This is a genomic window from Elioraea sp. (assembly GCF_022842375.1).
Classification (GTDB): Bacteria; Pseudomonadota; Alphaproteobacteria; order Acetobacterales; family Acetobacteraceae; genus Elioraea_A.
The window spans coordinates 34169-54154 of sequence record NZ_JALHPR010000012.1 but is presented as its reverse complement, the minus strand read 5'-3'; the positions used below and the strand labels follow the sequence as shown (position 1 = coordinate 54154).

Below are 19986 nucleotides of genomic sequence, written 5' to 3'. Positions count from 1 at the left end.
GCGCCCCGCTTGCCAGTTCTTTCGCGCGCGGCCGCCCGCCAACCCCGCGCGCATGCCTTCCGCGCAAAGGTCGAGCCTTTGCGCTCCGGATATTACATCGTCGCACCCTGCATCCAGGGCGCGAACTCCTCGGCCCCGAAGCCCCACTGCTCGCTCTTGGTCTGCTCGCCTGAGGCGATCGCGAGCATGTGGCGGAAGATGCGCTCGCCGCACTCGGCGACCGTCTCGTCGCCGTCGATCACCGTGCCGCAGTTGATGTCCATGTCATCCTCCATACGGAGGAACATCGGCGTGTTGGTGGCGAGCTTGATCGAGGGCGACGGCTTGCAGCCGTACACGCTGCCGCGCCCCGTGGTGAAGCAGACGAGGTTGGCACCACCCGCCACTTGGCCGGTCGCCGCGACGGGGTCGTAGCCTGGCGTGTCCATGAACACGAAGCCCTTGGCCGTCACCGGCTCGGCGTAGCGGTACACCTCGACGAGGTTTGTCGTTCCCGCCTTGGCCATCGCGCCGAGAGACTTCTCGAGGATGGTGGTCAGACCGCCGGCCTTGTTGCCGGGGGAGGGGTTGTCGTCGAGCTCGCCGCCGTTCCTCCGCGTGTACTCCTCCCACCATTCCATCAGCGAGACGAGCTTGCGCCCCACGGGCTCGGTCACCGCGCGGCGGGTGAGGAGATGTTCGGCGCCATAGGTCTCTGGCGTTTCCGACAGGATCACCGTGCCGCCGTTCCGCACCACGAGGTCCGACGCTGCCCCAAGGGCTGGGTTGGCGCTGATGCCCGAATAGCCGTCGGACCCGCCGCATTGCAGCGCGATGCAGAGATGGCTTGCCGGGACCGTCGTGCGCACGCCGGCGGCATTCGCATCGGGCAGCATCTCGCGCACGAACTCGACCGCTTTCGCCACGGTTTTCGGCGTGCCGCCGGTCGCCTGGATCGTCATCGCGCGGACGCGCGGCTTGCCGTCGAGGCCCTCCTGCTCCATCAGGCCAGGGATCTGGTTCACCTCGCAACCCAGGCCCAGCACGATGATGGCGGCGAAGTTCGGGTGCTTGGCATAGCCCGCCAGCGTGCGGCGGAGGATGCGCAAGGGTTCATCATCGCTCATGCCGCAGCCGGTCTTGTGGGTCAGCGCGACAACGCCATCGACGTTCGGGAAATCGGCAAGCGGGTCATGCCCGGTGAAGGGGTTGCGGCGGAACGCATCGGCCACGTACTGCGCGACGGTGGCGGAACAGTTCACCGTCGTCAGCACGCCGATGTAGTTGCGCGTCGCCACGCGCCCATCGGCGCGGAGGATGCCCTGGAAGGTCGCCGGTGCGGCGGCGAAGGCTGTCGGGCGTGCCTCCTGCGTGAAGGCGTAGTCCTTGCCATGCTCACCCATGCCGAGATTGTGGCTGTGCACGTGCTCGCCGGGCGCGATCGCCCTGGTCGCCACGCCGATGATCTGGCCGTAGCGCCGCACCGGCTCGCCCGCGGCGTGCGCGCGCGTGGCGATCTTGTGGCCAGGCGGAATGCGGCTGGCGGCCACCACGTTCTCTCCGGGAACCGAGGTGCCGGCGAGGAGGTCGGTCCGCGCGATCACAACGCCATCGTCCGCGTGAAGGCGTATCGCCAGGGTTGGGCTTGTCCTGCTGGCTGGGCTGGTCATGCTCGTCGCTCCCTTTTCTTGCGGCGAGTGTGCAGGCACCCGGGCCCTTTGGCCATCGGGCTCCAAGAGAGCTTGCACACGATGCCGCTTCTTGCGCACACTGATACATCAGAACGGTCCGGTAAACCGGCCGTAGGGGAGGAGGACCCGAGGAATGCATCGCTTCATCATCGGCGCCGCGCTTGCGGCTTTCGCCGTTGGGGCCGCCCTGCCGGCCGACGCGCAGACGCGGCTTCGCTTCGCGCATGTCTACGAGACGAACGAGCCGTACCACACCGAGGCGCTGTGGGCGGCCGAGGAGATCAACAAGCGCACCAGCAACCGCTACCGGATGGAGGTGTTCGCAGCCTCCGCACTCGGCAACGAGCCTGCGATCAACGAGGCGCTCACCCTCGGCACGATCGACATGATCTATACCGGTGCCGCCTTCGCCGGGAGCCGGTTCCGCCCGATCGCCATCTCGAACGCGCCTTTCATCTTCCGCGACTTCGACCACTGGCTCGCCTACCGCCAGTCGGACCTCTTCAAGGAACTCGCGGCCGGCTATGACCGCGCGACGGGCCATCGCATCCTCGCACTCACCTACTATGGCGCGCGGCACGTGACGGCGAACAAGCCGGTCAACCGGCCCGAGGACATGCGCGGGATGAAGCTGCGCGTGCCGCAGGCCCCGCTCTATCTGATGTTCGCCCGCTCGGTCGGCGCGAACGCGACGCCGATCGCCTTTGCCGAAGTGTACCTCGCCCTCCAGAACGGCACTGTGGACGGGCAGGAGAACCCGCTGCCGACCATCCAGGCCAAGAAGTTCTTCGAGGTGCAGAGCCACATCAGCCTCACCGGCCACATCAGCGAGAGCCTGGTGACGATCGCGTCGGGCAGCCTGTGGCGTCGCCTCTCGGCTGCCGACAGGGCGGTGTTCGAGGAGGTGTGGCGCGAGGCCGCCAACCGCGCGACCTTCGCCATCCGCACGGCCGAGGAGACGCTGCCCGGCTGGTTCGAACAGCAGGGCAGGACGGTGGTGCGCCCCGACCGTGCCGCCTTCCGCGCCGCGGCCGTGCCGCTGCACAACGATGCCCAGGCCGGCGCCGGCTGGACGAAGGAGCAGTATGACCGGCTCCAGGCTCTCGGCGCCCGCAGCAACTGAGTGGCACCGCCACCGGGGGCGTCGCTCCCGGTGGCACGCCTGCATCATTGACCGCCTGATCTAAACCCATCGGGGCCGCAGAGGAGATCACCCATGCTTCGTCGTTTCATTCTCGGAACCGCTCTCGCGGCGACGTCGCTCGCCGTCGCCATGCCGGCGGAGGCGCAGACGCGGCTTCGCTTCGCGCATGTCTATGAGAGCAACGAGCCCTACCACACCGAGGCGCTCTGGGCGGCCGAGGAGATCGCCAGGCGCACCAACGGTCGCTTCCGCATCGAGGTGTTCCCGGCCTCGGCGCTCGGCAACGAGCCTGCGATCAACGAGGCGCTCACCCTCGGCACGATCGACATGATCTATACCGGCACGGCCTTCGCCGGCAGCCGCTATCGCCCGATCGCGATCTCCAACGCGCCCTTCGTCTTCCGTGACTTCGATCACTGGCTCGCCTATCGCGACAGCGATCTCTTCAAGGAGTTCGCCCAGGGCTACCAGCGCGCGACGCAGCACCAGATTCTCGGCCTCACCTACTACGGGGCGCGGCATGTCACGTCGAACCGCCCGATCATGAAGCCCGAGGACATGCGCGGGATGAAGCTGCGCGTGCCGCAGGCGCCGCTGTTCCTGATGTTCACGCGCTCGGTCGGTGCGAACGCGACGCCGATCGCCTTTGCCGAGGTGTATCTCGCCCTCCAGAACGGCACGGTGGACGGGCAGGAGAACCCGCTGCCGACCATCCAGGCCAAGAAGTTCTTCGAGGTGCAGAGCCACATCAGCCTCACCGGCCACATCGTCGATCAGCTCGTCACCGTCGCGTCGGCCAGCCTGTGGCGTCGCCTGAGTGCTGCCGACAAGGCCGTGTTCGAGGAGGTGTGGAAGGAGGCCGCCGCGCGCGCGACCTTCGCGATCCGCACGTCGGAGGCGACGCTGCCGGATTGGTTCCGTGCGCAGGGTCGGACGGTGACGGTGCCTGACGTCGCGGCCTTCCGCGCCGTGGCACAGCCGCTGCACAACGACGCGCAGGCCGGTGCCGGCTGGACGCGGCAGCAGTATGACCGGTTCCAGGCGCTCGGCGCACGCACGAACTGAGGCGGCAGGGGAGGGACGCGGGCGAAGGCCTCGCCCGCGTCCCGCCTACCAGTCGCGGACGAGCGAACAGCCGGAATTGCCGCAGGAGGCGGGGTAGCTGTTCAGGCCCTGCTTGTCGCGCACCTTGTTGGACAGCGCGATCTCGTCCTCTGCTTCGTACTTCTTGCCGCATTTGCGGCATGTGAAGGAGCGTGACACCGCCTTGCTCGTCGTCGTCACTTTCGCCGCTCCCTCGGCCAGCTTCACCACCACCACCTTGGTCGTGCGGAAGCTGTAGTCATGCGCCTGGGCGAGCGCCTCCTTCACCATCGGGTTGGCGTAGCAGTCGCTGTCGATGTGCACGACCGTGACGGAGGTGCTCTCCTTTCCGTTCTTGTAGTCCTTCCGGGTGTAGCGTTTCACGCCGCCGACCTGCACCTGGGTGTTGATGAGGTCGGTGCCGGTCACGCCGCCCTGGTGGTCGCATCGGTAGTCCTCGGTCTGGCAGGGATGGTTCTTGCCGCTGTCGGTGGTGTTGGCTGTCGCGTCGCCGCTCTCGCGCAGCTTGGCGAGCATCGCCTGCCATTGCCGCCCATTCGGCGCGTTCGTGGGGTCGAACCTTTCGCTGTTCGTGATCTTCGCCCCCTCGGTGAACGTAAACCCCTGCACGCGGGGAAGCCCCGTGCCGAACCCAGGATCCATAAGCTCCGCCCCTCCGCTGCCGCGACGCGTGCCGTCGCTATGATGGCAGAACGATACGGGCGCGGCACGCAGGCATGCAACCTAGGCGCGCGGGCCTCGTGCCACAACGTGGCGCACGGTGCCGTAGCCTTCCGCCTTCCAGAAGCGCCGTGCGCCGCGGTTGGCCTCGCCGATCGCGGCTTCGACCACACCGATGCCGTCCGCGGCGAAGCGCTGTTCCGCCGCACGCACCAGGGCGCGGGCGAGCCCCTGCCGCCGGTGGGTGGGTGCCACCATGAGCGCGCCGATCACGCCGATCGCCGGCGGGTCGAGCCAGGCCTGGTCACGCACGAAGCCCGCGACGAAGCCCGCCACCTTTCCATCGCTGGCAGCGACCAGCGCGAAGCCCTCGTCGCCGGCGAGGATCCGGCCAAGCCACGCCGTGATCGACGCCACGAGCCGCGGCGGATCGGGCCTGAAGCCGGCGACCGGGCTCTCGCGGCGCGCATGATCGGCGTAGAGCGCGTGCCAGAGGGCGGCGACCGCGTCGCGGTCATCCCCGGTGAGCGGCCTGATCACGGCGGACGCCTGCTGTCAGGCGACCACGATCGGCGTGAAGCGTTGCAGCCGCGCGATCGCCGACTCGTCCCAGGCGATGCCGTTGCCGGGCGCGTCGGAGGCGTGGGCGTGGCCGTCGGTGATCGTGATGCCGGCCTCGGTGATGTCGTCGAGCTGCGGGATATGCTCGAGCCAGGCGCTGTTCGGCACGGCGCAGACGAGCGGCAGGTGAAGCTCCATCAGGTAGTGCGGGCAGACCGCAACGTTGAACGCCTCCGCCATGTGCGCGACCTTCAGCCACGGCGTGATGCCGCCGATGCGCGCGACATCCACCTGCACGATGCCGCAGGCGTTCCGCGCCAGGTAGTCGCGGAACTGGGCGGGGTGATAGAGGCTCTCGCCCACCGCGATGGGCATGGTGGTCGCGGCGGCGAGCCGCACGTGGCCCGCGACATCCTCCGCCGGCAGCGGCTCCTCGAACCAGGCGAGGTCGAGGCCTGCCGCCTCGAACAGCCCGGCACGGCGGATCGCCTCGGCCACGGTGAAGCCCTGGTTCGCATCCGTCATCAGCGACACGTCCGGCCCGATCGCCGCGCGCACGGCGGCAAGCCGCGCGATGTCCTCGCGCCCGGTGGGCTTGCCCACCTTCACCTTCACGCCGCGGAACCCCTTTGCAGCGGCGGCTTGCGCGTCATCGACCAGCCGTGTGGCCTCGACATGCAGCCACCCGCTCTCGGTGTCATAGACGGGGATGCGGCTTTTCGCGCCGCCGGCAAGCATGTGCAGCGGCGTGGCCAGCCGCTTGCCGCGCAGGTCCCACAATGCCGTGTCGATCGCGGCGATCGCGAGCGCCGTGAGGGGGCCGACGGCCAGCGAATGCGTCGTCCAGAACAGGTCGGACCAGATCGCCTCGATCATGTCGGCCTCCGCGCCGATCAGGCGCGGAGCGAGATGATCACGCAGCAGCGCGATGATCGACGATCCACCCGTGCCGATCGTGTAGGAGTAGCCCGTCCCCGTCGCGCCATCCTCGGTGGTGATGCGGATGAACGGCGTCTCCTGCGTCACGAAAGCCTGGATCGCGTCGGATCGTGGCGTCTTGGGTGCGAGGTCGATCTGGGTGATCTCGACGCGTGCGATGCGTGGCATGGTGGCTGGCTCTCCCGCCTGGTTGGGCGCGAGTATAGGGGCAGGCGTGAATGACGGAAGGCGAGGGGAGCGTACGACGCGACATGGGCGACGACGAGAAGGTGCCCGGCTACGAGGCGCTGATCCACGCGCAGGAGGAGGCGGAGCTGAACGAGCCGCCCGGTGACTGGCGGGTGGAGGACTGGCTTGCCTTCGCTCTGTTCTGGGCGCTTGCGGCGGTCGTGTTCACGCAGTTCTTCAGCCGCTATGTCCTGAACGACAGCATCGCCTGGACCGAGGAGATCGCGCGCTACCTGCTGATGGTCACCGCGTTCATCGGTGCCGCGCTCGCCGCTCGGAGGGGAACGCACATCGCGCTCGAGCTCGTGCTGAACATGCTGCCGCGCGGACCCCGCCGCTGGGCGCGGCTGATGCTCGGGGTCATCACCGTCGGCTTCTTCGCCATCGCTGCCTGGCTCTGCTGGAGCATCGCCGAGGCAATGATGTACCAGCCGATGGTCGTGATCGATTTCCCGCTCGGCTGGGTCTACTGGGGCGTTCTCGCCGGCATGGTCATGACGGCGTTCCGCCTCGCCCAGGCAAGTTGGATCCGCTTCCGCGAGGGCGAGCCTGAACGTGTGGCCGACCCGTCAGAGGGCGCACGGCTGTGACGACGCTCCTCTTCGTCGCCTTCGTCGGGTCGCTGCTGCTCGGCGTGCCGATCGTCGTCGCCCTCGGCGGCTCCTCGATGCTCTATGTGTGGCTGCAGGGTGATCTGCCGCTGCTCGTCGTCGTGCACCGGATGGTGAACGGGATCGACAGTTTCCCGCTGCTCGCCGTGCCGTTCTTCATCATGACCGGCAACCTGATGAACAGCGCGGGCATCACCGACCGCATCTTCAACTTCGCGATCGCCTCGATCGGCTGGGCCCGCGGGGGGCTCGGGCATGTGAACGTCTTCGCCTCGGTCATCTTCGCCGGCATGTCGGGAACGGCGGTGGCCGATGCCGGCGGCCTCGGCACGATCGAGATCAAGGCGATGCGCGACAACAAGTACCCCGATGACTTTGCCATCGGCATCACCGCCGCCTCCTCCGTCATCGGGCCGATCATCCCGCCCTCGTTGCCGCTCGTGATCTACGGCGTGATGGCGAACACCTCGATCGGGCAGCTCTTCTCCGCCGGCATCCTGCCGGGCCTGCTCATCGCAGTGATCCTGTTCGCGTGGGTCGCGATCGAGGCGCGGGTGAAAGGCTATCCGCGCGATGCGCATTTCGGCTGGATGCGGCTCGCGCGTGCCACCTGGCGGGCGATCCTGCCGCTGATGACGCCGGTGATCCTGATCGGCGGCATGAAGTCGGGCATCTTCACCCCGACCGAGGCCGCGATCGCCGCGACCGCCTACGCGCTGATCCTCGGCCTCGTCGTCTACCGCTCGCTCGGCTGGAACCACCTCGTGCGCGTGTCGATGGAGACGATCGAGACGACCGCGATCGTTCTCGTGATCGTGGCCGGCGCCTCGATCTTCGGCTGGCTCGTGACGACGACGCGGGTGAGCGAGCAGGTGGCGGAGGCGGTTCTCTCGATCACCGAGAACCGCGCGATGGTGCTGCTGCTCGTGAACCTGGTGCTGCTCGTCGTCGGCTGCTTCATGGAGACGATCGCGGCGATCACCATCCTCGTGCCGGTGCTGCTGCCGCTCATCACCAAGGTCGGCGTCGATCCGGTGCATTTCGGCATCATCATGACGCTCAATCTCGTCATCGGCCTGCTGACGCCGCCTGTCGGGATGGTGCTCTACATCCTCGCGCGGATCGCCGATCGCAGTTTCGAATACGTGACGAAGGCGGTGATGCCGTTCCTGATCCCGCTGTTCCTCTCGCTCGCGATCGTCACCTACTGGCCTGGCTTCGTGCTGTACCTGCCGACGATGTTCTATCGGTGAGGCAAAAGCGGGGTGGTGCCGGTAAGCACCACCCCGCACGCGGCGAAGGTGGGGGCCCGTGCCCCCGGGGTTGGGGGAGGGGCGCGGGCCATCGCCGCGGTCAGAGGCCTCCTGCCCGCACTCAGCCTATCGCGATGCTCAGCGTATCGCAGTGATGTCGATCACCTCGCCGGGCAGGCTGCCGATCGTACCCAGCGTGGTGATCGCGCCACTGTCGAGGTTGATCGTGTGCAGTCGATGCCCACCACGCGACCCTCGACGCCACGGATGGCCACGGGTCCGGTCGTCCGGCGCGGTCGGGCGGTGCATCGATCCCCCCGGATGGCCCCGGAACTCTGCGGAAGCGGCGCGGTTTGTCGAGCCACGCCCGGATGCCATACGCGCAAGCGGGGCGGGTGGATGCAGTGCGCTTCCCCTTTGGCACGCCCCGTGCTTCGGTTGGCGCCTGCCGCGCATGACGGCATGATGACAGTACGACGCTGAACACGGCTGATCCGGGGGAATGATGACCTGGTCGATCCTGGCGCGCGATCCTCTGAGCGGCACGCTTGGTGTGGCGGTGGCCACGCGTTTCTTCGCCGTCGGCGCCCTCTGCCCGCATGTCGAGGGCGGGGTGGCTGCGCTGTCCACCCAGGCGCTGATGAACCCGATGTATGCGGCCGAGGGCCTCGCCGCGCTGCGCCAGGGGGCGGCGGCGCCCGAGGTGGTGGCCGCGCTGACTTCGGCTGATGCCGGCCGCGCGTTCCGGCAACTGCACATCCTGGATGCAGAAGGCCGCATCGGCCAGCACACGGGGGGGGAGTGCGTTGCCTGGGCAGGCCATACGCAGGGGCGTGACTGTTCGGTGGCCGGCAACATGCTTGCGGGCGAGGGGGTAATCCTCGCCACGGCCCGCGCCTACGAGGCCGCCGCCGCCGAGGGACTGCCGATGGCCGAGCGGCTGCTGCGCGCCCTCGATGCTGGCGAGGCGGCCGGCGGGGATGCGCGCGGCAAGCAGAGTGCCGCGCTGAAGGTCGCGTCGTCCGATCCCTACGCCGATCTCGACCTCCGCGTCGACGATCACGCCGACCCGTTGCCGGAACTGCGACGGCTTCATCGCCGCTCCCTCGCGCGCTTCGCCGTCTACCGCCGCTTCCTCGCCGGGTCCGGCCACCCCGGCACGTTCGACCGCGCGGTGATCAACGCAGCGATCGCGGCGGACGGAACGCCCGATGACGATGTTCCAGGCTCATGAGCGCGCCCCTTCTCACGGTCGAGGGCCTCGGCATCGGCTTCCGTACCGACCAGGGGCCGATCCAGGTCGTCGAGGATCTCTCCTTTTCGCTCGAGCCCGGCCGCACGCTCGCCATCGTCGGTGAAAGCGGCTGCGGCAAGTCTGTCACCTCTCTCGCGCTCATGCGTCTGTTGCCGCCGAACGCGCGCATCCAGGGCCACGTGCGGTTCGAGGGGGCCGACCTGCTCGGCCTCGACGAGGCCTCGATGCGCAGGCTGCGCGGCGGGGAGATCGCGATGATCTTCCAGGAGCCGATGACGAGCCTGAACCCTGCCTTCACGGTGGGCGACCAGATCGCCGAGGCGATCCGCGAACATCGTGCGATCTCGGAGAAGGATGCGGTGGAGGAGGCGGTGGCGATGCTCGCGCGCGTGCGCATCCCCGATGCGCGGGCGCGCGCGGCTGAGTATCCGCACCGGCTGTCGGGCGGCATGCGCCAGCGCGTGATGATCGCGATGGCGATGGCCTGCCGGCCGAAGCTGCTGATCGCCGACGAGCCGACGACCGCGCTCGACGTGACGATCCAGGCGCAGATCCTCGACCTCATGCGCGAGATGGCGGCGGAGACGGGAACGGCGATCATCCTCATCACGCACGACCTCGGCGTCGTTGCCGAGATGGCTGACGAGGTGCTCGTGATGTACGCCGGCCGCGCGGCGGAAACCGCTCCCGTGCGCACGCTCTTTTCGGAACCGCAACATCCATATACCGTCGGGCTGATGGGGGCGATCCCCCGCCTCGACGAGGATCGCGCCCGGCTGGCGACGATCGAGGGCGCGGTGCCGAGCCCTGCGGCCTGGCCGCGAGGCTGCCGCTTCGCCCCGCGCTGCCCCTTCGTGATCCCGCGCTGCACCGAGACGGTGCCGGCACTTGCCGAGATGGGAGAGGGGCATCGCGCTGCCTGCATCCAGGCCCCGCTCGATCGCTTCGCTGACGCCGCATGACCCAGCTTCTCCACGCGACCGGCCTCGTGAAACATTTCCCCGTCACCGGCGGATTGCTCGGCCGGCGCTCCGGTGCGGTGCGCGCCGTCGACGGCATTGACCTTGCCGTGGCGGCGGGAGAGACGCTGGCGCTCGTCGGCGAAAGCGGCTGCGGCAAGTCGACCGCCGCGCGGCTGGCGCTCAGGCTGATCGAGCCCGATGCCGGCCGCATCATGTTCGATGGTGCCGACCTCACGGCGATGGACGAGCCGAGCCTGCGCGCCGCGCGCCGGCACATGCAGCTGATCTTCCAGGACCCCTTCGCCTCGCTGAACCCGCGCATGACGGTAGGCCAGATCCTGGCCGAGCCGATCAGGCTGCACAGGCTGCGCGAGGGTGCGGCGGTCGATGAGCGCGTGGCGGAGCTTCTCGCGACGGTGGGGCTCAGGCCAGAGCAGGCACAGCGCTATCCGCACGAATTCTCGGGCGGGCAGCGCCAGCGCATCGGCATCGCGCGCGCGCTCGCCTGCGAGCCGAAGCTGATCGTGGGCGATGAGCCCGTCTCGGCGCTCGATGTCTCGATCCAGGCGCAGGTGATCAACCTGCTGGCTGACCTGCTCGGCCGCTTCGGCTTGGGGTTCCTGCTGATCGCGCATGACCTGGCCGTCGTGCGTCATATCGCGGATCGGGTCGCGGTGATGTATCTCGGCCGCATCGTCGAGACGGGGCCGAAACGTTCCGTGTTCGGCGCGCCGAAGCATCCCTATACGCGCGCGCTGCTCGCCGCCGTGCCGCGGCCGGAGCCGGAGGCCACGCGTTCGGCAGCCCTGGTGACCGGCGATCCGCCATCCCCGCGCAACCCGCCATCCGGCTGCCGCTTCCACACGCGCTGCGCCTTCGCGACCGATCGCTGCCGCGCCGAGGACCCCGTGTTGACGCTGGCCGGCGATGGCCACAGCGTCGCCTGCCACCATTGGCAGAGCCTGCCGGCTGCCGACATCCACGATGCAGCGCATGGTCCGGGCCGTGCGCGGCTTGCCCGGCTCGCCGCCTGGTTCGGCGGCGGAACGACACCCTCAGTGACTGGTCAGACGATGGGAGGTTCACGATGACGTTCAGACGCACGCTTTTGGCAGCAGCCGCGCTGCTTGCCGCGGCCGTGGCAGCCGCGCCCGCCTCGGCGCAGACGCTTCGCATCGGGCTCCGCGAGGACCCCGACATCATGGACCCGACGCTCGCGCGCACCTTCGTCGGGCGCATCGTGTTCGCCTCGCTCTGCGACAAGCTGTTCGACATCGACAAGGACCTCAACATCGTTCCCCAGCTTGCCACGGGGTATCGGTGGGAGAGCCCGACGACGCTCGCCATCACGATCCGCGAGGGCGTGAAGTTCCATGACGGCGAGGTGATGGACGCGGAGGCTGTCCGCTACTCGCTGAACCGGCACCTCACCATGCAGGGCAGCTTCCGCCGCGGCGAGATCAACGCGATGGAGAAGGTCGAGGTGGTGAACCCCACCACTGTGCGGGTAACGCTGAAGGTACCCTTCGCTCCCTTCCTGTCGCAATTGACCGACCGTGCCGGCATGATCGTCAGCCCCAAGGCGGCCGAGGCCGCGGGCGCGCAGTTCGGCACGCGGCCCGTCTGCGCCGGGCCCTTCCGCTTCGTCGAGCGTGTCGCGCAGGACCGCATCGTGGTCGAGCGTTTCGCCGACTACTGGGATGCGCAGAACATCCACCTCCAGCGCATCGTCTACCAGCCGATCCCCGATGACACCGTGCGGCTTGCCAACCTCCAGGCAGGCTCGCTCGAGCTCGTGCAGACGATCGGCACGAACGACGTCGCCGCCGTGCAGCGCAACAACCGCCTCCGCCTCTCGATGTCGGACGAGCTCGGCTACCAGGGCATCACCATCAACATCGGCAACGGGCCGCGGGGGCAGACGCCGCTCGGCCAGCACGCGAAGGTGCGCCAGGCGCTCGACCTCGCCATCGATCGCGCAACGATCAACCAGGTCGTCTACAACGGCATGTTCACCCCGACCTGGCAGGCGGTTCCGCCAACCTCGCCCTTCCACGTGAAGTCACTCACCCCGCCGACGCGGGACGTTGCCCGCGCGCGGGCGCTGATCCGCGAGGCGGGCGTCGCCACGCCGGTCAGGGTGATGCTGACGGTGCCGAACAACCCGGAGCTTCGCCAGGTCGGCGAGGTGATCCAGGCGATGGCGGCCGAAGCCGGCTTCGAGATCACGCTCAACGCCATGGAGTTCGCCTCCTCGCTCCAGGCCGCGACGCGCGGGGATTTCGAGGCCTACCTGCTCGCCTGGTCTGGCCGCACCGACCCTGACGGCAATCTCTGGACGTTCGTGCACAGCCGCGGGCCGCAGAATGACGGCAAGTACGCGAATGCCGAGGTTGATCGCCTGCTCGACGCCGCGCGCGTGGAGACCGACCCCGCCAAGCGCGTGGCGATCTATGAGCAGATGTACAAGCTCGCCGTGGTGGAGGACCGCTCGCGCCTCTATCTCTGGCACCGCAAGAACATCGTGGCGCACACCGCGCGGCTGACCGGCTTCGTGAACGTCCCGGACGGGCTGATCCGCGTCCAGGGCCTCCGGCTCGCGAACTGAGGGCGGATGCTTCCGTTCCTCGCACGCAGGGTGGGGCAGACCATCCCCACCCTGCTGTTCGTCTCGGTGCTGATCTTCGGGCTTCAGCAATTGATGCCCGGGGATCCGGCCCTGATCCTTGCCGGCGAGGAGCGGGGCGATCCGCTCGTGCTCGCGCAGATCCGCGCCGAGCTCAATCTCGACAAGCCGATCGTCGTGCAATACGGCATCTGGCTCTGGGGCGTGGTGCAGGGCGACCTCGGCTTCTCCTGGCGCATCCGCGAGCCGATCGCGGGCGTCATCGCGCAGAAGCTTCCCGTGACGTTGCAGCTTGGCCTGATGGCCTTCGTCATCGCGCTCGTCATAGGCATCCCGCTCGGCATCATCTCTGCCATCAGGAAGGATACGCCGGTCGACTGGGGGGCGAACGCGGTCGGGCTTGCCGGGCTGTCGCTGCCGAATTTCTGGCTCGGCATCATGATGATCCTGTTCTTCTCGGTGCATCTCGGCTGGCTGCCGCCATCGGGCTACGTGCCGCTGACGGAGGATTGGCGGCAGAGCCTCGCCACCACCATCATGCCGGCCTTCGTCCTCGGCTCGGGCATCGCTGCGGTGTTCATGCGCCACATGCGCTCGGCGATGCTCCAGGCGATGGGGCAGGACTATGTGCGCACTGCCCGCGCCAAGGGGCTTGCCGAGAAGGTGGTGATCCTGAAGCACGCGCTGCGCAACGCGCTCGTGCCCGTCGTCACACTGGGGGCGTTGGAACTCGGCACGCTGCTGTCAGGGGCCGTGTTGACCGAGCAGGTCTTCACCATCCCCGGCTTCGGCAAGCTGATCGTCGATGCGGTGTTCAACCGCGACTATCCCGTGGTGCAGGGCGTGGTTCTCGTCACGGCAGCGCTCTACATCCTGCTGAACCTGGTGGCGGATGTCCTCTACGTGCTGATCAACCCGAGGCTCCGGCATGCCTGATGGGGCCGTGATCACCGCAACGGCGGCACCCGCGCGGGGCGAGAGCCCGGCGCGGCGGGCTTGGCGGCGCCTGCTGCGCCACCGCGTGGCGATGGCGGGGCTCGTCGTCGTCCTGCTCTTCTTCGCGATCGCGATCGCAGCCCCGCTGATCGCGCCCTATGACCCGACCCGCACCAACTGGGCCGCCATCCGGAAACCACCCTCGGCCGCATTCTGGTTCGGCACCGACGAGAACGGGCGCGACATCCTCTCCCGCGTCATCTGGGGGGCGAGGGCAAGCCTCCTGGCGGGTGTGATCTCGGTGGCCATCGCACTGGCGGCCGGCGTACCGATCGGGCTCACCGCGGGCTTTCTCGGCGGGCGCGTCGATGCGCTGATCTCGCGCTTCACCGATGCGATGCTCGCCTGCCCGTTCCTCATCCTCGCCATCGCGCTCGCGGCCTTCCTCGGCCCCTCGCTCGAGAACGCGATGATCGCGATCGGCATCTCGGCGACGCCGATCTTCATCCGCCTCGCGCGCGGGGCCACGATGGCCGCGAAGGTGGAGGATTACGTCGAGGCGGCGCGGGGGCTGGGCAACCCGCGCTGGCGGGTCGCCGTGCGCCACATCCTGCCCAACATCGTCCCCCCGCTGCTGGTGCAGGCAACGCTCGCCATCGCCTCCGCCATCATCGCCGAGGCGTCGCTGTCGTTCCTCGGGCTCGGCCAGCAACCGCCCGCCCCCTCCTGGGGCAGCATGCTGAACACCGCGCAGCGCTTCATGGAACAGGCGCCGTGGATGGCGATCTTTCCCGGCCTGTCGATCTTCGTCGTGGTGCTGGCGTTCAACCTGGTCGGCGACGGGCTCCGCGACGCGCTGGACCCGCGCCAGCGGTAGCGGCGAGGCTCAATTCGCCTTGGTGGAGGAGCGCTTCTTCAGCCGCCCGCTGTCGAGCAGCTGCTGCACGAGCTTGGGCAGGCTCTCGGAGAGCTGTGCGAGGCTCTCGACCGGCATCGCCACGGTGAAGGAGTGCACGGGCTTGGGCGGGTTCTTCGGCTCCACCGTGTCGGCCTCGAGCACATGGAAGCGGATCCGCGCCGTCGCGCCGACGATGCTGATGTCGGTCACACCGTCTGCGTAGGTCGGCGATGACATGTCTGTCTCCGTGGTTGCATTGCGCGGGCAGGGACCGACCGCGGCGCGACGCTAGCGAAGCGGCCATGCGCAGGGAAGGGGGGGCCGAATGACAGAACGGGGACCATGCTTGCGCATGATCCCCGTTCGGGAAGGCCCAGGACGCCGGGATGGCTACTTCAGCGTCTCGAGATAGGCGATCAGATTCGCGCGCTGCTCGGGATTGCGCACGCCCGCAAACGCCATCGAGCCGCGGGGCACCAGGTCCTTGGGGTTGTTCAGGTACTTGTCGAGGTTCTCCTTGGTCCAGGTGAGCCCGCCGGCGGCGAGTTCCTGCATGTTGGCGGAGTAGCGGAAGCCCTCGCGCTTGCCGGCAGGCTGCCCGACGATGCCCCAGATGTTGGGGCCGACGCCATTGCGGCCGCCCTGGTCAGGCGTATGGCAGGCACGGCACTGGGCGAACACGCGCTGGCCAGCGGCGGCATCCTGCGCCACGGCCGGAACGGCCGGGGCCAGCAGCGCGGCGGCGGCCAGCAACGGAACCACGAAACGCGACATGTCGTCTCCTCTCCATTCCTCAAGGGATTCCCCTCGCACTCCGCAATATCGCCACGCCGCGTGGCTTGGCAATGCCCCTTCGGGCAGCGTGATGCGGGCCACACAGGCGTAGCGCGCGAGGATGCCATGAATGCGTCAAGGCCGTGCCGGGGCTGTGACGATGTCGGATTTGGTCATATGATCCGGGCCCAGATCGATCCGCACCCCGCCGGCACCCGGCCCGGTGAGGCCTGCCACGAAGAGGAAAGCCAGCGATGCAGTTCTTCCGCGCCACACGGCTCCGCCAGGGCGTCTCGCTCATCGCCATGGCCGGCCTGCTCGGCGGCTGCGTGACGACCCAGGAGCAGCGCATCGGCGCGGCCGACCCGTCCGACCAGTGCCGCCCCTACGTGGTCGCGCTCGACAGCACCGGCAATTTCTTCGCCGAGGACATCATGAAGGGCGCCTTCATCGGCGCGGCCGGCGGCGCGCTCCTCGGTGGCCTCCTCTCCGGCAGCGCGCGCGGGGCGGCGATCGGCGCTGCCACCGGCGCGATCGCGGGGGCTGCGACCGGCTACTGGGTCGCGCTGAACCAGCAGAGCCGCGACCAGGCCGTCCTCGCCGGGCGCGTGCAGGGCGACATCGGCCGCGAAAACGCCGAAATCGACCGCACCCAGCAGGCCTTCAACGCGCTGATGGATTGCCGCTTCGCCCAGGCCAAGGCCGTGCGCACCGACGTGGCCGACCGCCGCATCACCCCCGACCAGGGCCAGGCCCGCATGACCCAGATCAGGGGCTGGGCCGACCGCGACATCGCCAATGCCCGCCAGATCAACGCCCGCCTCGAGACACGTGGGGCCGAGTTCGAGGTCGCCGCCGACAACCTCTCCCCCGGTACCAAGGACCAGATCGCCGCGCAGAAGGCGGCAGCACCTGCCTCGCGCCAGGCCGTCGCCACCCGCGCCGCCCCCGTCCGCCTTCGCCCCGACCCGGCAGCGCCCGAGATCGCGAGCCTCGCGCCCCGCGATACGGTGACTGTCACCGGCGGGCGCGACGGGTTCGCCCTGATCGAGACGCCGTCGGGCATGCGCGGCTATGCGCCGGCCGATACGCTGCGCGTCGGCAATGCCCGCGTCGTCACGCCGTCTTCCGCCACCGCATCGGGCGACGACGTGCGCACGCTGGCTGCGACCAACGTGGCCAAGCGCGACAACTTCAACCAGAGCGTCCAGGTGGCGGAGCGGGCCTCGGCCGGTGGCTTCGAACTGACGTCCTGACGCCGATGCGGCTTGCCGCGGCGTGGCTGCTCGCCGCCGTCGGGCTGGCCACGCCGATCGCGGCACAACCGGCCGCGCCGCCCGATACGCCGTTCATCCGCATCGAGGCGGGAGGGCACGCAGCCCCCGTCACGCGGCTGGCCACCGATGCGGCCGGAACGTTGCTCGCCACGGCATCCGACGACAAGACCGTCCGCCTCTGGGCTCTCCCCTCGGGCGAGTCACGTGGGGTTCTTCGTGCTCCGATCGGGCCCGAGGCGGAGGGAGAGCTCTTCGCCGTCGCCCTCTCACCCGATGGCCGCAGGGCCTATGCGGGGGGTATCACGGGCTTCGCGTGGGATCGTAGTTTTTCGATCTATCTCTTTGACACGGCAACACAGCGCATGCTTGGCCGGCTCAGCGGCCTGCCGGCCCCGATCAACCATATCGCCGTCTCGGCGGATGGCAGCAGGCTCGCCGCTGCCCTTGGCGGACAGGCCGGCGTAAAGCTGTGGGACGCGCGCAACGGCCGCCTCGTGGCGGAGGACAGCGCCTATCGCGGCCCCGCACGCACGGTGGTGTTCGCTGGCGACGGGCGGTTCTTCACCGCTTCGGCTGACGGCATGGTCCGCGCCTACGACGCCGATGGCCGGAAAACGGCCGAGCTCACACCGCGTGAGAGGGCGCGCCCCTATGGCCTTGCGCTGTCGCCGGATGGCGCTCTCGTCGCGGTCGGCTACGAGAATGTCGCGGCGGTCGACATCCTGGCCTCCGCCGGCCTCCGCCGCGTGTTCACCCCGGATGTCTCGGGCGTTCCAGCGGCCGCCCTGCCGGCCGTCGCCTGGTCGTCGGACCGCCGCGGCGGGGTGCAGCTGCACGCCGCCGGCTTCGGCCAGCAGGCCAGCGGCTTGCAGGCTGGCGTGATCCGCCGCTGGGCCGATTTCGGTCTGGGCCCCGCGCGCGACATCACCGCCGCGCGCGATTCGATCACCCATCTCCTGCCGCTGCCGACGGGCGGGCTCGCCTATGCCGCCGCCGACCCGGGCTGGGGCCTGCTCGGCCCCGACGGGGTCGTTGCCCGCGCGCCACGGCCGGCGGCATCGGACCCGCGCATCGCCCGCGGGGCGCTAGCCGTGTCGGCCGATGCCCAGACGGTCGAGTGGCCGGGAGCGTCGGGGCGGCTCCGCTTCGACATCTCTACCCGTACACTTGGGCCCGGGAGTGGCCAGGCGGTGGCACTCGCCGTGCTCTCGTCCGGCGGGCTTGCCGTGACGGAGTGGCGCGACGGCACCGCGCCGAAGCTGAACAATCAACGCCTTGCACTCGGTCGTGGCGAGATCGCCCGCAGTGCCGCCATCGCTGGCGACCGCGTGCTGCTCGGCACCGACACCGGCCTCAGGCTCTTCAACCGCCAGGGGCGTGAGATCGCCGCAGTGGCGACGAGCGGCGCGGTCTGGGCGCTCGCCGTCGCTACCGGCGTGGATGCCGCCGTCGCCATGCTGGGTGACGGAACGCTGCGCTGGTTCGATCTCGGCGGCGCGACACCGCTCGCCGAGCGCGGGGCCCTGTTCGTCCACGCCGACGGCGCGCGCTGGGCGCTGTTCACGCCCGAAGGCTTCTTCGACCATGGCGAGGGCGGCGGGCAGGACCTCGTCGGCGTCCACCTCAACCGAGGGCGGGCGGAACAGCCTGACTGGGCCTCCTTTGCCCAGGCCTATCGCGCCCTCTATGCCCCCGCCGTGGTGCGCGCCAGGCTCGGCGGTGATGCCGCCGCCGCCTCGCGCAGGCTCGCCGAGCTCGGTGACATCAGGGCCGTGATCGCGAGGCAGCCGCGCGTCACGCTCGCCGGCCTCTGCATCCCCGACATCACCGGCGACTGCCGCGCCCACAACGCCGAGGCGCCCCTGCCGATCGGCGCGACCCGCGTGCGCCTCGGTCTCAAGCTCGAGGATCGCGGCCTCGGCCTCGGGTCTGTCGATGTGTTCCTCAATGGCCGCAATGTCGGGCGGGTCGATCCTGCCGGGATGGCGGAGATCGGCATCGACATCGCACTCGATGCCGGGGCCAACGCGCTCCAGGTCAGGGCGTGGGATGCCGCCGGCAGGCTGTTCGCCGAAACCCCCGCGCTTCGGCTCGAGGCGCTGGGGATGGCGGATGCCGCCTCCCGCCTCTTCGTCATGGCGGTCGGCGTCGATCGCTATCGCATCCCCGAACTCGCGCTCCGCTACGCCGCGGCGGATGCGACCACGGTGGCGGAGACACTGCGCGACGGTGCCGTCGGCCTGTTCGCTGCGACCGAGGTGACAGTGCTGACCGACGAGGCAGCGACGAAGGAGGGCATCCTCGCCGCGCTCGAACGCCTCTCGCGCGAGATCGGTCCGCAGGACACGTTCCTGCTCTACCTCGCCGGCCACGGCGTGAAGACGGAACCCGACGAGCGTTTCCTGTTCCTGCCGCAGGATGTGACGGACGCGTCGTCGTGGGATGCGCTGCGCCGCCAGGGGCTGTCGGACGAGGTGCTTGTCGGCGCCCTCTCACGCATCCGCGCCCGCAACGGGTTCCTGCTGATGGACACCTGCTATGCCGGCCAGGTGGCGGTGGATGCGCTCGCCTCCGTCGGCAACGAGACGGGCCGCTACCTGCTGACGGCATCGACCTCGCTCCAGGAGGCACTCGACAGCTATGACGACCAGAACGGCGTGTTCGCCGTTGCCGTGCGCGAGGCGTTGACGGGCAGGGCGGGGCGTGACGAGCGCGGCGTCGTCTCGGCGCTTGCGCTGGGCGAGTATGTCTCGCGCCGCGTCGGTGTTCTCGCCCGCGAGAAGGGCCATGCCCAGGACGCCGTATTCCGCACCGCCCAGCGCGACCTTCGTGGATTTCCGCTCGCGCGCGTGGCGCGCTAGCGGTTTTTCTTGCTCTCAGGGGCCGGACGCCCGCTCAGCGGGCTTGGCTCGCGCCAGGGCGCACGGCGCGCAGTTCGCGCGCTTGAAACAAGTTCGGGCTTCGTCGGTTGAACAGCGACAGCCCTCTCCCCCGGCGGGGTGAGAGGGTTGGGTGAGGGCGCAGGTGGAGCCTCGCCACCACCCACACCGTCAATCCGTGACGTGCGCGGGCGCACATGCGTCGCCGA

19 protein-coding genes are annotated in these 19986 nt (G+C 69.3%); 12 read left to right on the top strand and 7 right to left on the bottom strand.

Annotated elements, in window-relative coordinates; translation table 11 throughout:
• Window positions 1-92: 92 nt before the first annotated feature.
• Window positions 93-1649: a UxaA family hydrolase gene (locus tag Q0C38_RS12035; protein ID WP_291297341.1), complete on the bottom strand. Its 1557-nt coding sequence runs from the start codon at window positions 1647-1649 to the stop codon at window positions 93-95.
• Window positions 1650-1803: 154 nt separating this feature from the next.
• Between Q0C38_RS12035 and Q0C38_RS12030 the strand changes: the two genes are divergently transcribed.
• Both Q0C38_RS12030 and Q0C38_RS12025 read left to right on the top strand, forming a co-directional pair.
• The gene (locus tag Q0C38_RS12030) at window positions 1804-2793 is read left to right on the top strand and encodes a sialic acid TRAP transporter substrate-binding protein SiaP (protein WP_291297340.1); all 990 of its coding nucleotides are present in this window, start codon (window positions 1804-1806) and stop codon (window positions 2791-2793) included.
• Window positions 2794-2886: 93 nt separating this feature from the next.
• The gene (locus Q0C38_RS12025; protein ID WP_291297339.1) at window positions 2887-3879 is read left to right on the top strand and encodes a sialic acid TRAP transporter substrate-binding protein SiaP; all 993 of its coding nucleotides are present in this window, start codon (window positions 2887-2889) and stop codon (window positions 3877-3879) included.
• 45 nt (window positions 3880-3924) lie between these two features.
• Here the strand turns inward: Q0C38_RS12025 and Q0C38_RS12020 are convergent, their stop codons facing one another.
• From Q0C38_RS12020 to Q0C38_RS12010, 3 genes are all read right to left on the bottom strand, one after another.
• A complete protein-coding gene (locus Q0C38_RS12020) occupies window positions 3925-4560 on the bottom strand; it encodes a hypothetical protein (RefSeq protein WP_291297338.1) in 636 nt (211 codons plus the stop codon).
• 81 nt (window positions 4561-4641) lie between these two features.
• Entirely contained in the window at window positions 4642-5118 is a 477-nt protein-coding gene (locus Q0C38_RS12015; RefSeq protein ID WP_291297337.1) for a GNAT family N-acetyltransferase, read from the bottom strand.
• A gap of 15 nt (window positions 5119-5133) precedes the next feature.
• Complete coding sequence (locus Q0C38_RS12010) at window positions 5134-6246, bottom strand: mandelate racemase/muconate lactonizing enzyme family protein (protein WP_291297336.1); 1113 nt, start codon at window positions 6244-6246, stop codon at window positions 5134-5136.
• 83 nt (window positions 6247-6329) lie between these two features.
• On the opposite strand from Q0C38_RS12010, the gene Q0C38_RS12005 reads away from it, so the two are divergent.
• Both Q0C38_RS12005 and Q0C38_RS12000 read left to right on the top strand, forming a co-directional pair.
• The gene (locus tag Q0C38_RS12005) at window positions 6330-6896 is read left to right on the top strand and encodes a TRAP transporter small permease (protein WP_291297335.1); all 567 of its coding nucleotides are present in this window, start codon (window positions 6330-6332) and stop codon (window positions 6894-6896) included.
• Entirely contained in the window at window positions 6893-8170 is a 1278-nt protein-coding gene (locus tag Q0C38_RS12000; protein WP_291297334.1) for a TRAP transporter large permease, read from the top strand. The genes Q0C38_RS12005 and Q0C38_RS12000 overlap by 4 nt, the downstream gene beginning before the upstream one ends.
• 138 nt (window positions 8171-8308) lie before the next feature.
• Here Q0C38_RS12000 and Q0C38_RS11995 read toward each other — a convergent pair whose 3' ends face one another.
• Window positions 8309-8479, bottom strand: coding sequence for a hypothetical protein (locus Q0C38_RS11995; protein ID WP_291297333.1), 171 nt, complete (start codon window positions 8477-8479; stop codon window positions 8309-8311).
• Between the two features lie 196 nt (window positions 8480-8675).
• On the opposite strand from Q0C38_RS11995, the gene Q0C38_RS11990 reads away from it, so the two are divergent.
• From Q0C38_RS11990 to Q0C38_RS11965, 6 genes are read left to right on the top strand one after another with little or no spacing between them, the layout of a single operon-like run.
• Window positions 8676-9404, top strand: a complete 729-nt coding sequence (locus Q0C38_RS11990) for a DUF1028 domain-containing protein (RefSeq protein WP_291297332.1) — start codon at window positions 8676-8678, stop codon at window positions 9402-9404.
• Window positions 9401-10387, top strand: coding sequence for an ABC transporter ATP-binding protein (locus Q0C38_RS11985; RefSeq protein ID WP_291297331.1), 987 nt, complete (start codon window positions 9401-9403; stop codon window positions 10385-10387). Before Q0C38_RS11990 ends, Q0C38_RS11985 begins: the two co-directional genes overlap by 4 nt.
• Window positions 10384-11478 carry an ABC transporter ATP-binding protein gene (locus Q0C38_RS11980; RefSeq protein ID WP_291297330.1) on the top strand — a complete coding sequence of 365 codons (1095 nt, stop codon included), beginning with the start codon at window positions 10384-10386 and terminating at the stop codon, window positions 11476-11478. The genes Q0C38_RS11985 and Q0C38_RS11980 overlap by 4 nt, the downstream gene beginning before the upstream one ends.
• Window positions 11475-12995, top strand: a complete 1521-nt coding sequence (locus tag Q0C38_RS11975) for an ABC transporter substrate-binding protein (RefSeq protein WP_291297329.1) — start codon at window positions 11475-11477, stop codon at window positions 12993-12995. The genes Q0C38_RS11980 and Q0C38_RS11975 overlap by 4 nt, the downstream gene beginning before the upstream one ends.
• Window positions 12996-13001: 6 nt before the next feature.
• Complete coding sequence (locus Q0C38_RS11970) at window positions 13002-13949, top strand: ABC transporter permease (protein ID WP_291297328.1); 948 nt, start codon at window positions 13002-13004, stop codon at window positions 13947-13949.
• Window positions 13942-14826 (top strand): ABC transporter permease, encoded by an 885-nt coding sequence (locus Q0C38_RS11965; RefSeq protein WP_291297327.1) that lies wholly within the window; start codon window positions 13942-13944, stop codon window positions 14824-14826. Before Q0C38_RS11970 ends, Q0C38_RS11965 begins: the two co-directional genes overlap by 8 nt.
• A gap of 9 nt (window positions 14827-14835) precedes the next feature.
• Here the strand turns inward: Q0C38_RS11965 and Q0C38_RS11960 are convergent, their stop codons facing one another.
• Window positions 14836-15084, bottom strand: coding sequence for a hypothetical protein (locus Q0C38_RS11960; protein WP_291297326.1), 249 nt, complete (start codon window positions 15082-15084; stop codon window positions 14836-14838).
• A 153-nt stretch (window positions 15085-15237) separates the two neighbouring features.
• Window positions 15238-15621 carry a cytochrome c family protein gene (locus Q0C38_RS11955; protein WP_291297325.1) on the bottom strand — a complete coding sequence of 128 codons (384 nt, stop codon included), beginning with the start codon at window positions 15619-15621 and terminating at the stop codon, window positions 15238-15240.
• A 254-nt stretch (window positions 15622-15875) separates the two neighbouring features.
• Here Q0C38_RS11955 and Q0C38_RS11950 point away from each other — a divergent pair, with 254 nt between their 5' ends.
• Both Q0C38_RS11950 and Q0C38_RS11945 read left to right on the top strand, forming a co-directional pair.
• Complete coding sequence (locus tag Q0C38_RS11950; protein ID WP_291297324.1) at window positions 15876-16877, top strand: SH3 domain-containing protein; 1002 nt, start codon at window positions 15876-15878, stop codon at window positions 16875-16877.
• 5 nt (window positions 16878-16882) lie between these two features.
• Window positions 16883-19759, top strand: a complete 2877-nt coding sequence (locus Q0C38_RS11945; RefSeq protein WP_291297323.1) for a caspase family protein — start codon at window positions 16883-16885, stop codon at window positions 19757-19759.
• Window positions 19760-19986 lie beyond the last annotated feature (227 nt).

Excerpts from the sequence above, each read along its gene's own strand:
- Q0C38_RS12035 (WP_291297341.1), bottom strand. The coding sequence starts at position 1,649 with ATGACCAGCCCAGCCAGCAGGACAAGCCCAACCCTGGCGATACGCCTT.
- Q0C38_RS12030 (WP_291297340.1), top strand. The coding sequence starts at position 1,804 with ATGCATCGCTTCATCATCGGCGCCGCGCTTGCGGCTTTCGCCGTTGGG.
- Q0C38_RS12025 (WP_291297339.1), top strand. The coding sequence starts at position 2,887 with ATGCTTCGTCGTTTCATTCTCGGAACCGCTCTCGCGGCGACGTCGCTC.
- Q0C38_RS12020 (WP_291297338.1), bottom strand. The coding sequence starts at position 4,560 with ATGGATCCTGGGTTCGGCACGGGGCTTCCCCGCGTGCAGGGGTTTACG.
- Q0C38_RS12010 (WP_291297336.1), bottom strand. The coding sequence starts at position 6,246 with ATGCCACGCATCGCACGCGTCGAGATCACCCAGATCGACCTCGCACCC.
- Q0C38_RS12005 (WP_291297335.1), top strand. The coding sequence starts at position 6,330 with ATGGGCGACGACGAGAAGGTGCCCGGCTACGAGGCGCTGATCCACGCG.
- Q0C38_RS11995 (WP_291297333.1), bottom strand. The coding sequence starts at position 8,479 with ATGCACCGCCCGACCGCGCCGGACGACCGGACCCGTGGCCATCCGTGG.
- Q0C38_RS11990 (WP_291297332.1), top strand. The coding sequence starts at position 8,676 with ATGACCTGGTCGATCCTGGCGCGCGATCCTCTGAGCGGCACGCTTGGT.
- Q0C38_RS11985 (WP_291297331.1), top strand. The coding sequence starts at position 9,401 with ATGAGCGCGCCCCTTCTCACGGTCGAGGGCCTCGGCATCGGCTTCCGT.
- Q0C38_RS11980 (WP_291297330.1), top strand. The coding sequence starts at position 10,384 with ATGACCCAGCTTCTCCACGCGACCGGCCTCGTGAAACATTTCCCCGTC.
- Q0C38_RS11975 (WP_291297329.1), top strand. The coding sequence starts at position 11,475 with ATGACGTTCAGACGCACGCTTTTGGCAGCAGCCGCGCTGCTTGCCGCG.
- Q0C38_RS11970 (WP_291297328.1), top strand. The coding sequence starts at position 13,002 with ATGCTTCCGTTCCTCGCACGCAGGGTGGGGCAGACCATCCCCACCCTG.
- Q0C38_RS11965 (WP_291297327.1), top strand. The coding sequence starts at position 13,942 with ATGCCTGATGGGGCCGTGATCACCGCAACGGCGGCACCCGCGCGGGGC.
- Q0C38_RS11960 (WP_291297326.1), bottom strand. The coding sequence starts at position 15,084 with ATGTCATCGCCGACCTACGCAGACGGTGTGACCGACATCAGCATCGTC.
- Q0C38_RS11955 (WP_291297325.1), bottom strand. The coding sequence starts at position 15,621 with ATGTCGCGTTTCGTGGTTCCGTTGCTGGCCGCCGCCGCGCTGCTGGCC.
- Q0C38_RS11950 (WP_291297324.1), top strand. The coding sequence starts at position 15,876 with ATGCAGTTCTTCCGCGCCACACGGCTCCGCCAGGGCGTCTCGCTCATC.
- Q0C38_RS11945 (WP_291297323.1), top strand. The coding sequence starts at position 16,883 with ATGCGGCTTGCCGCGGCGTGGCTGCTCGCCGCCGTCGGGCTGGCCACG.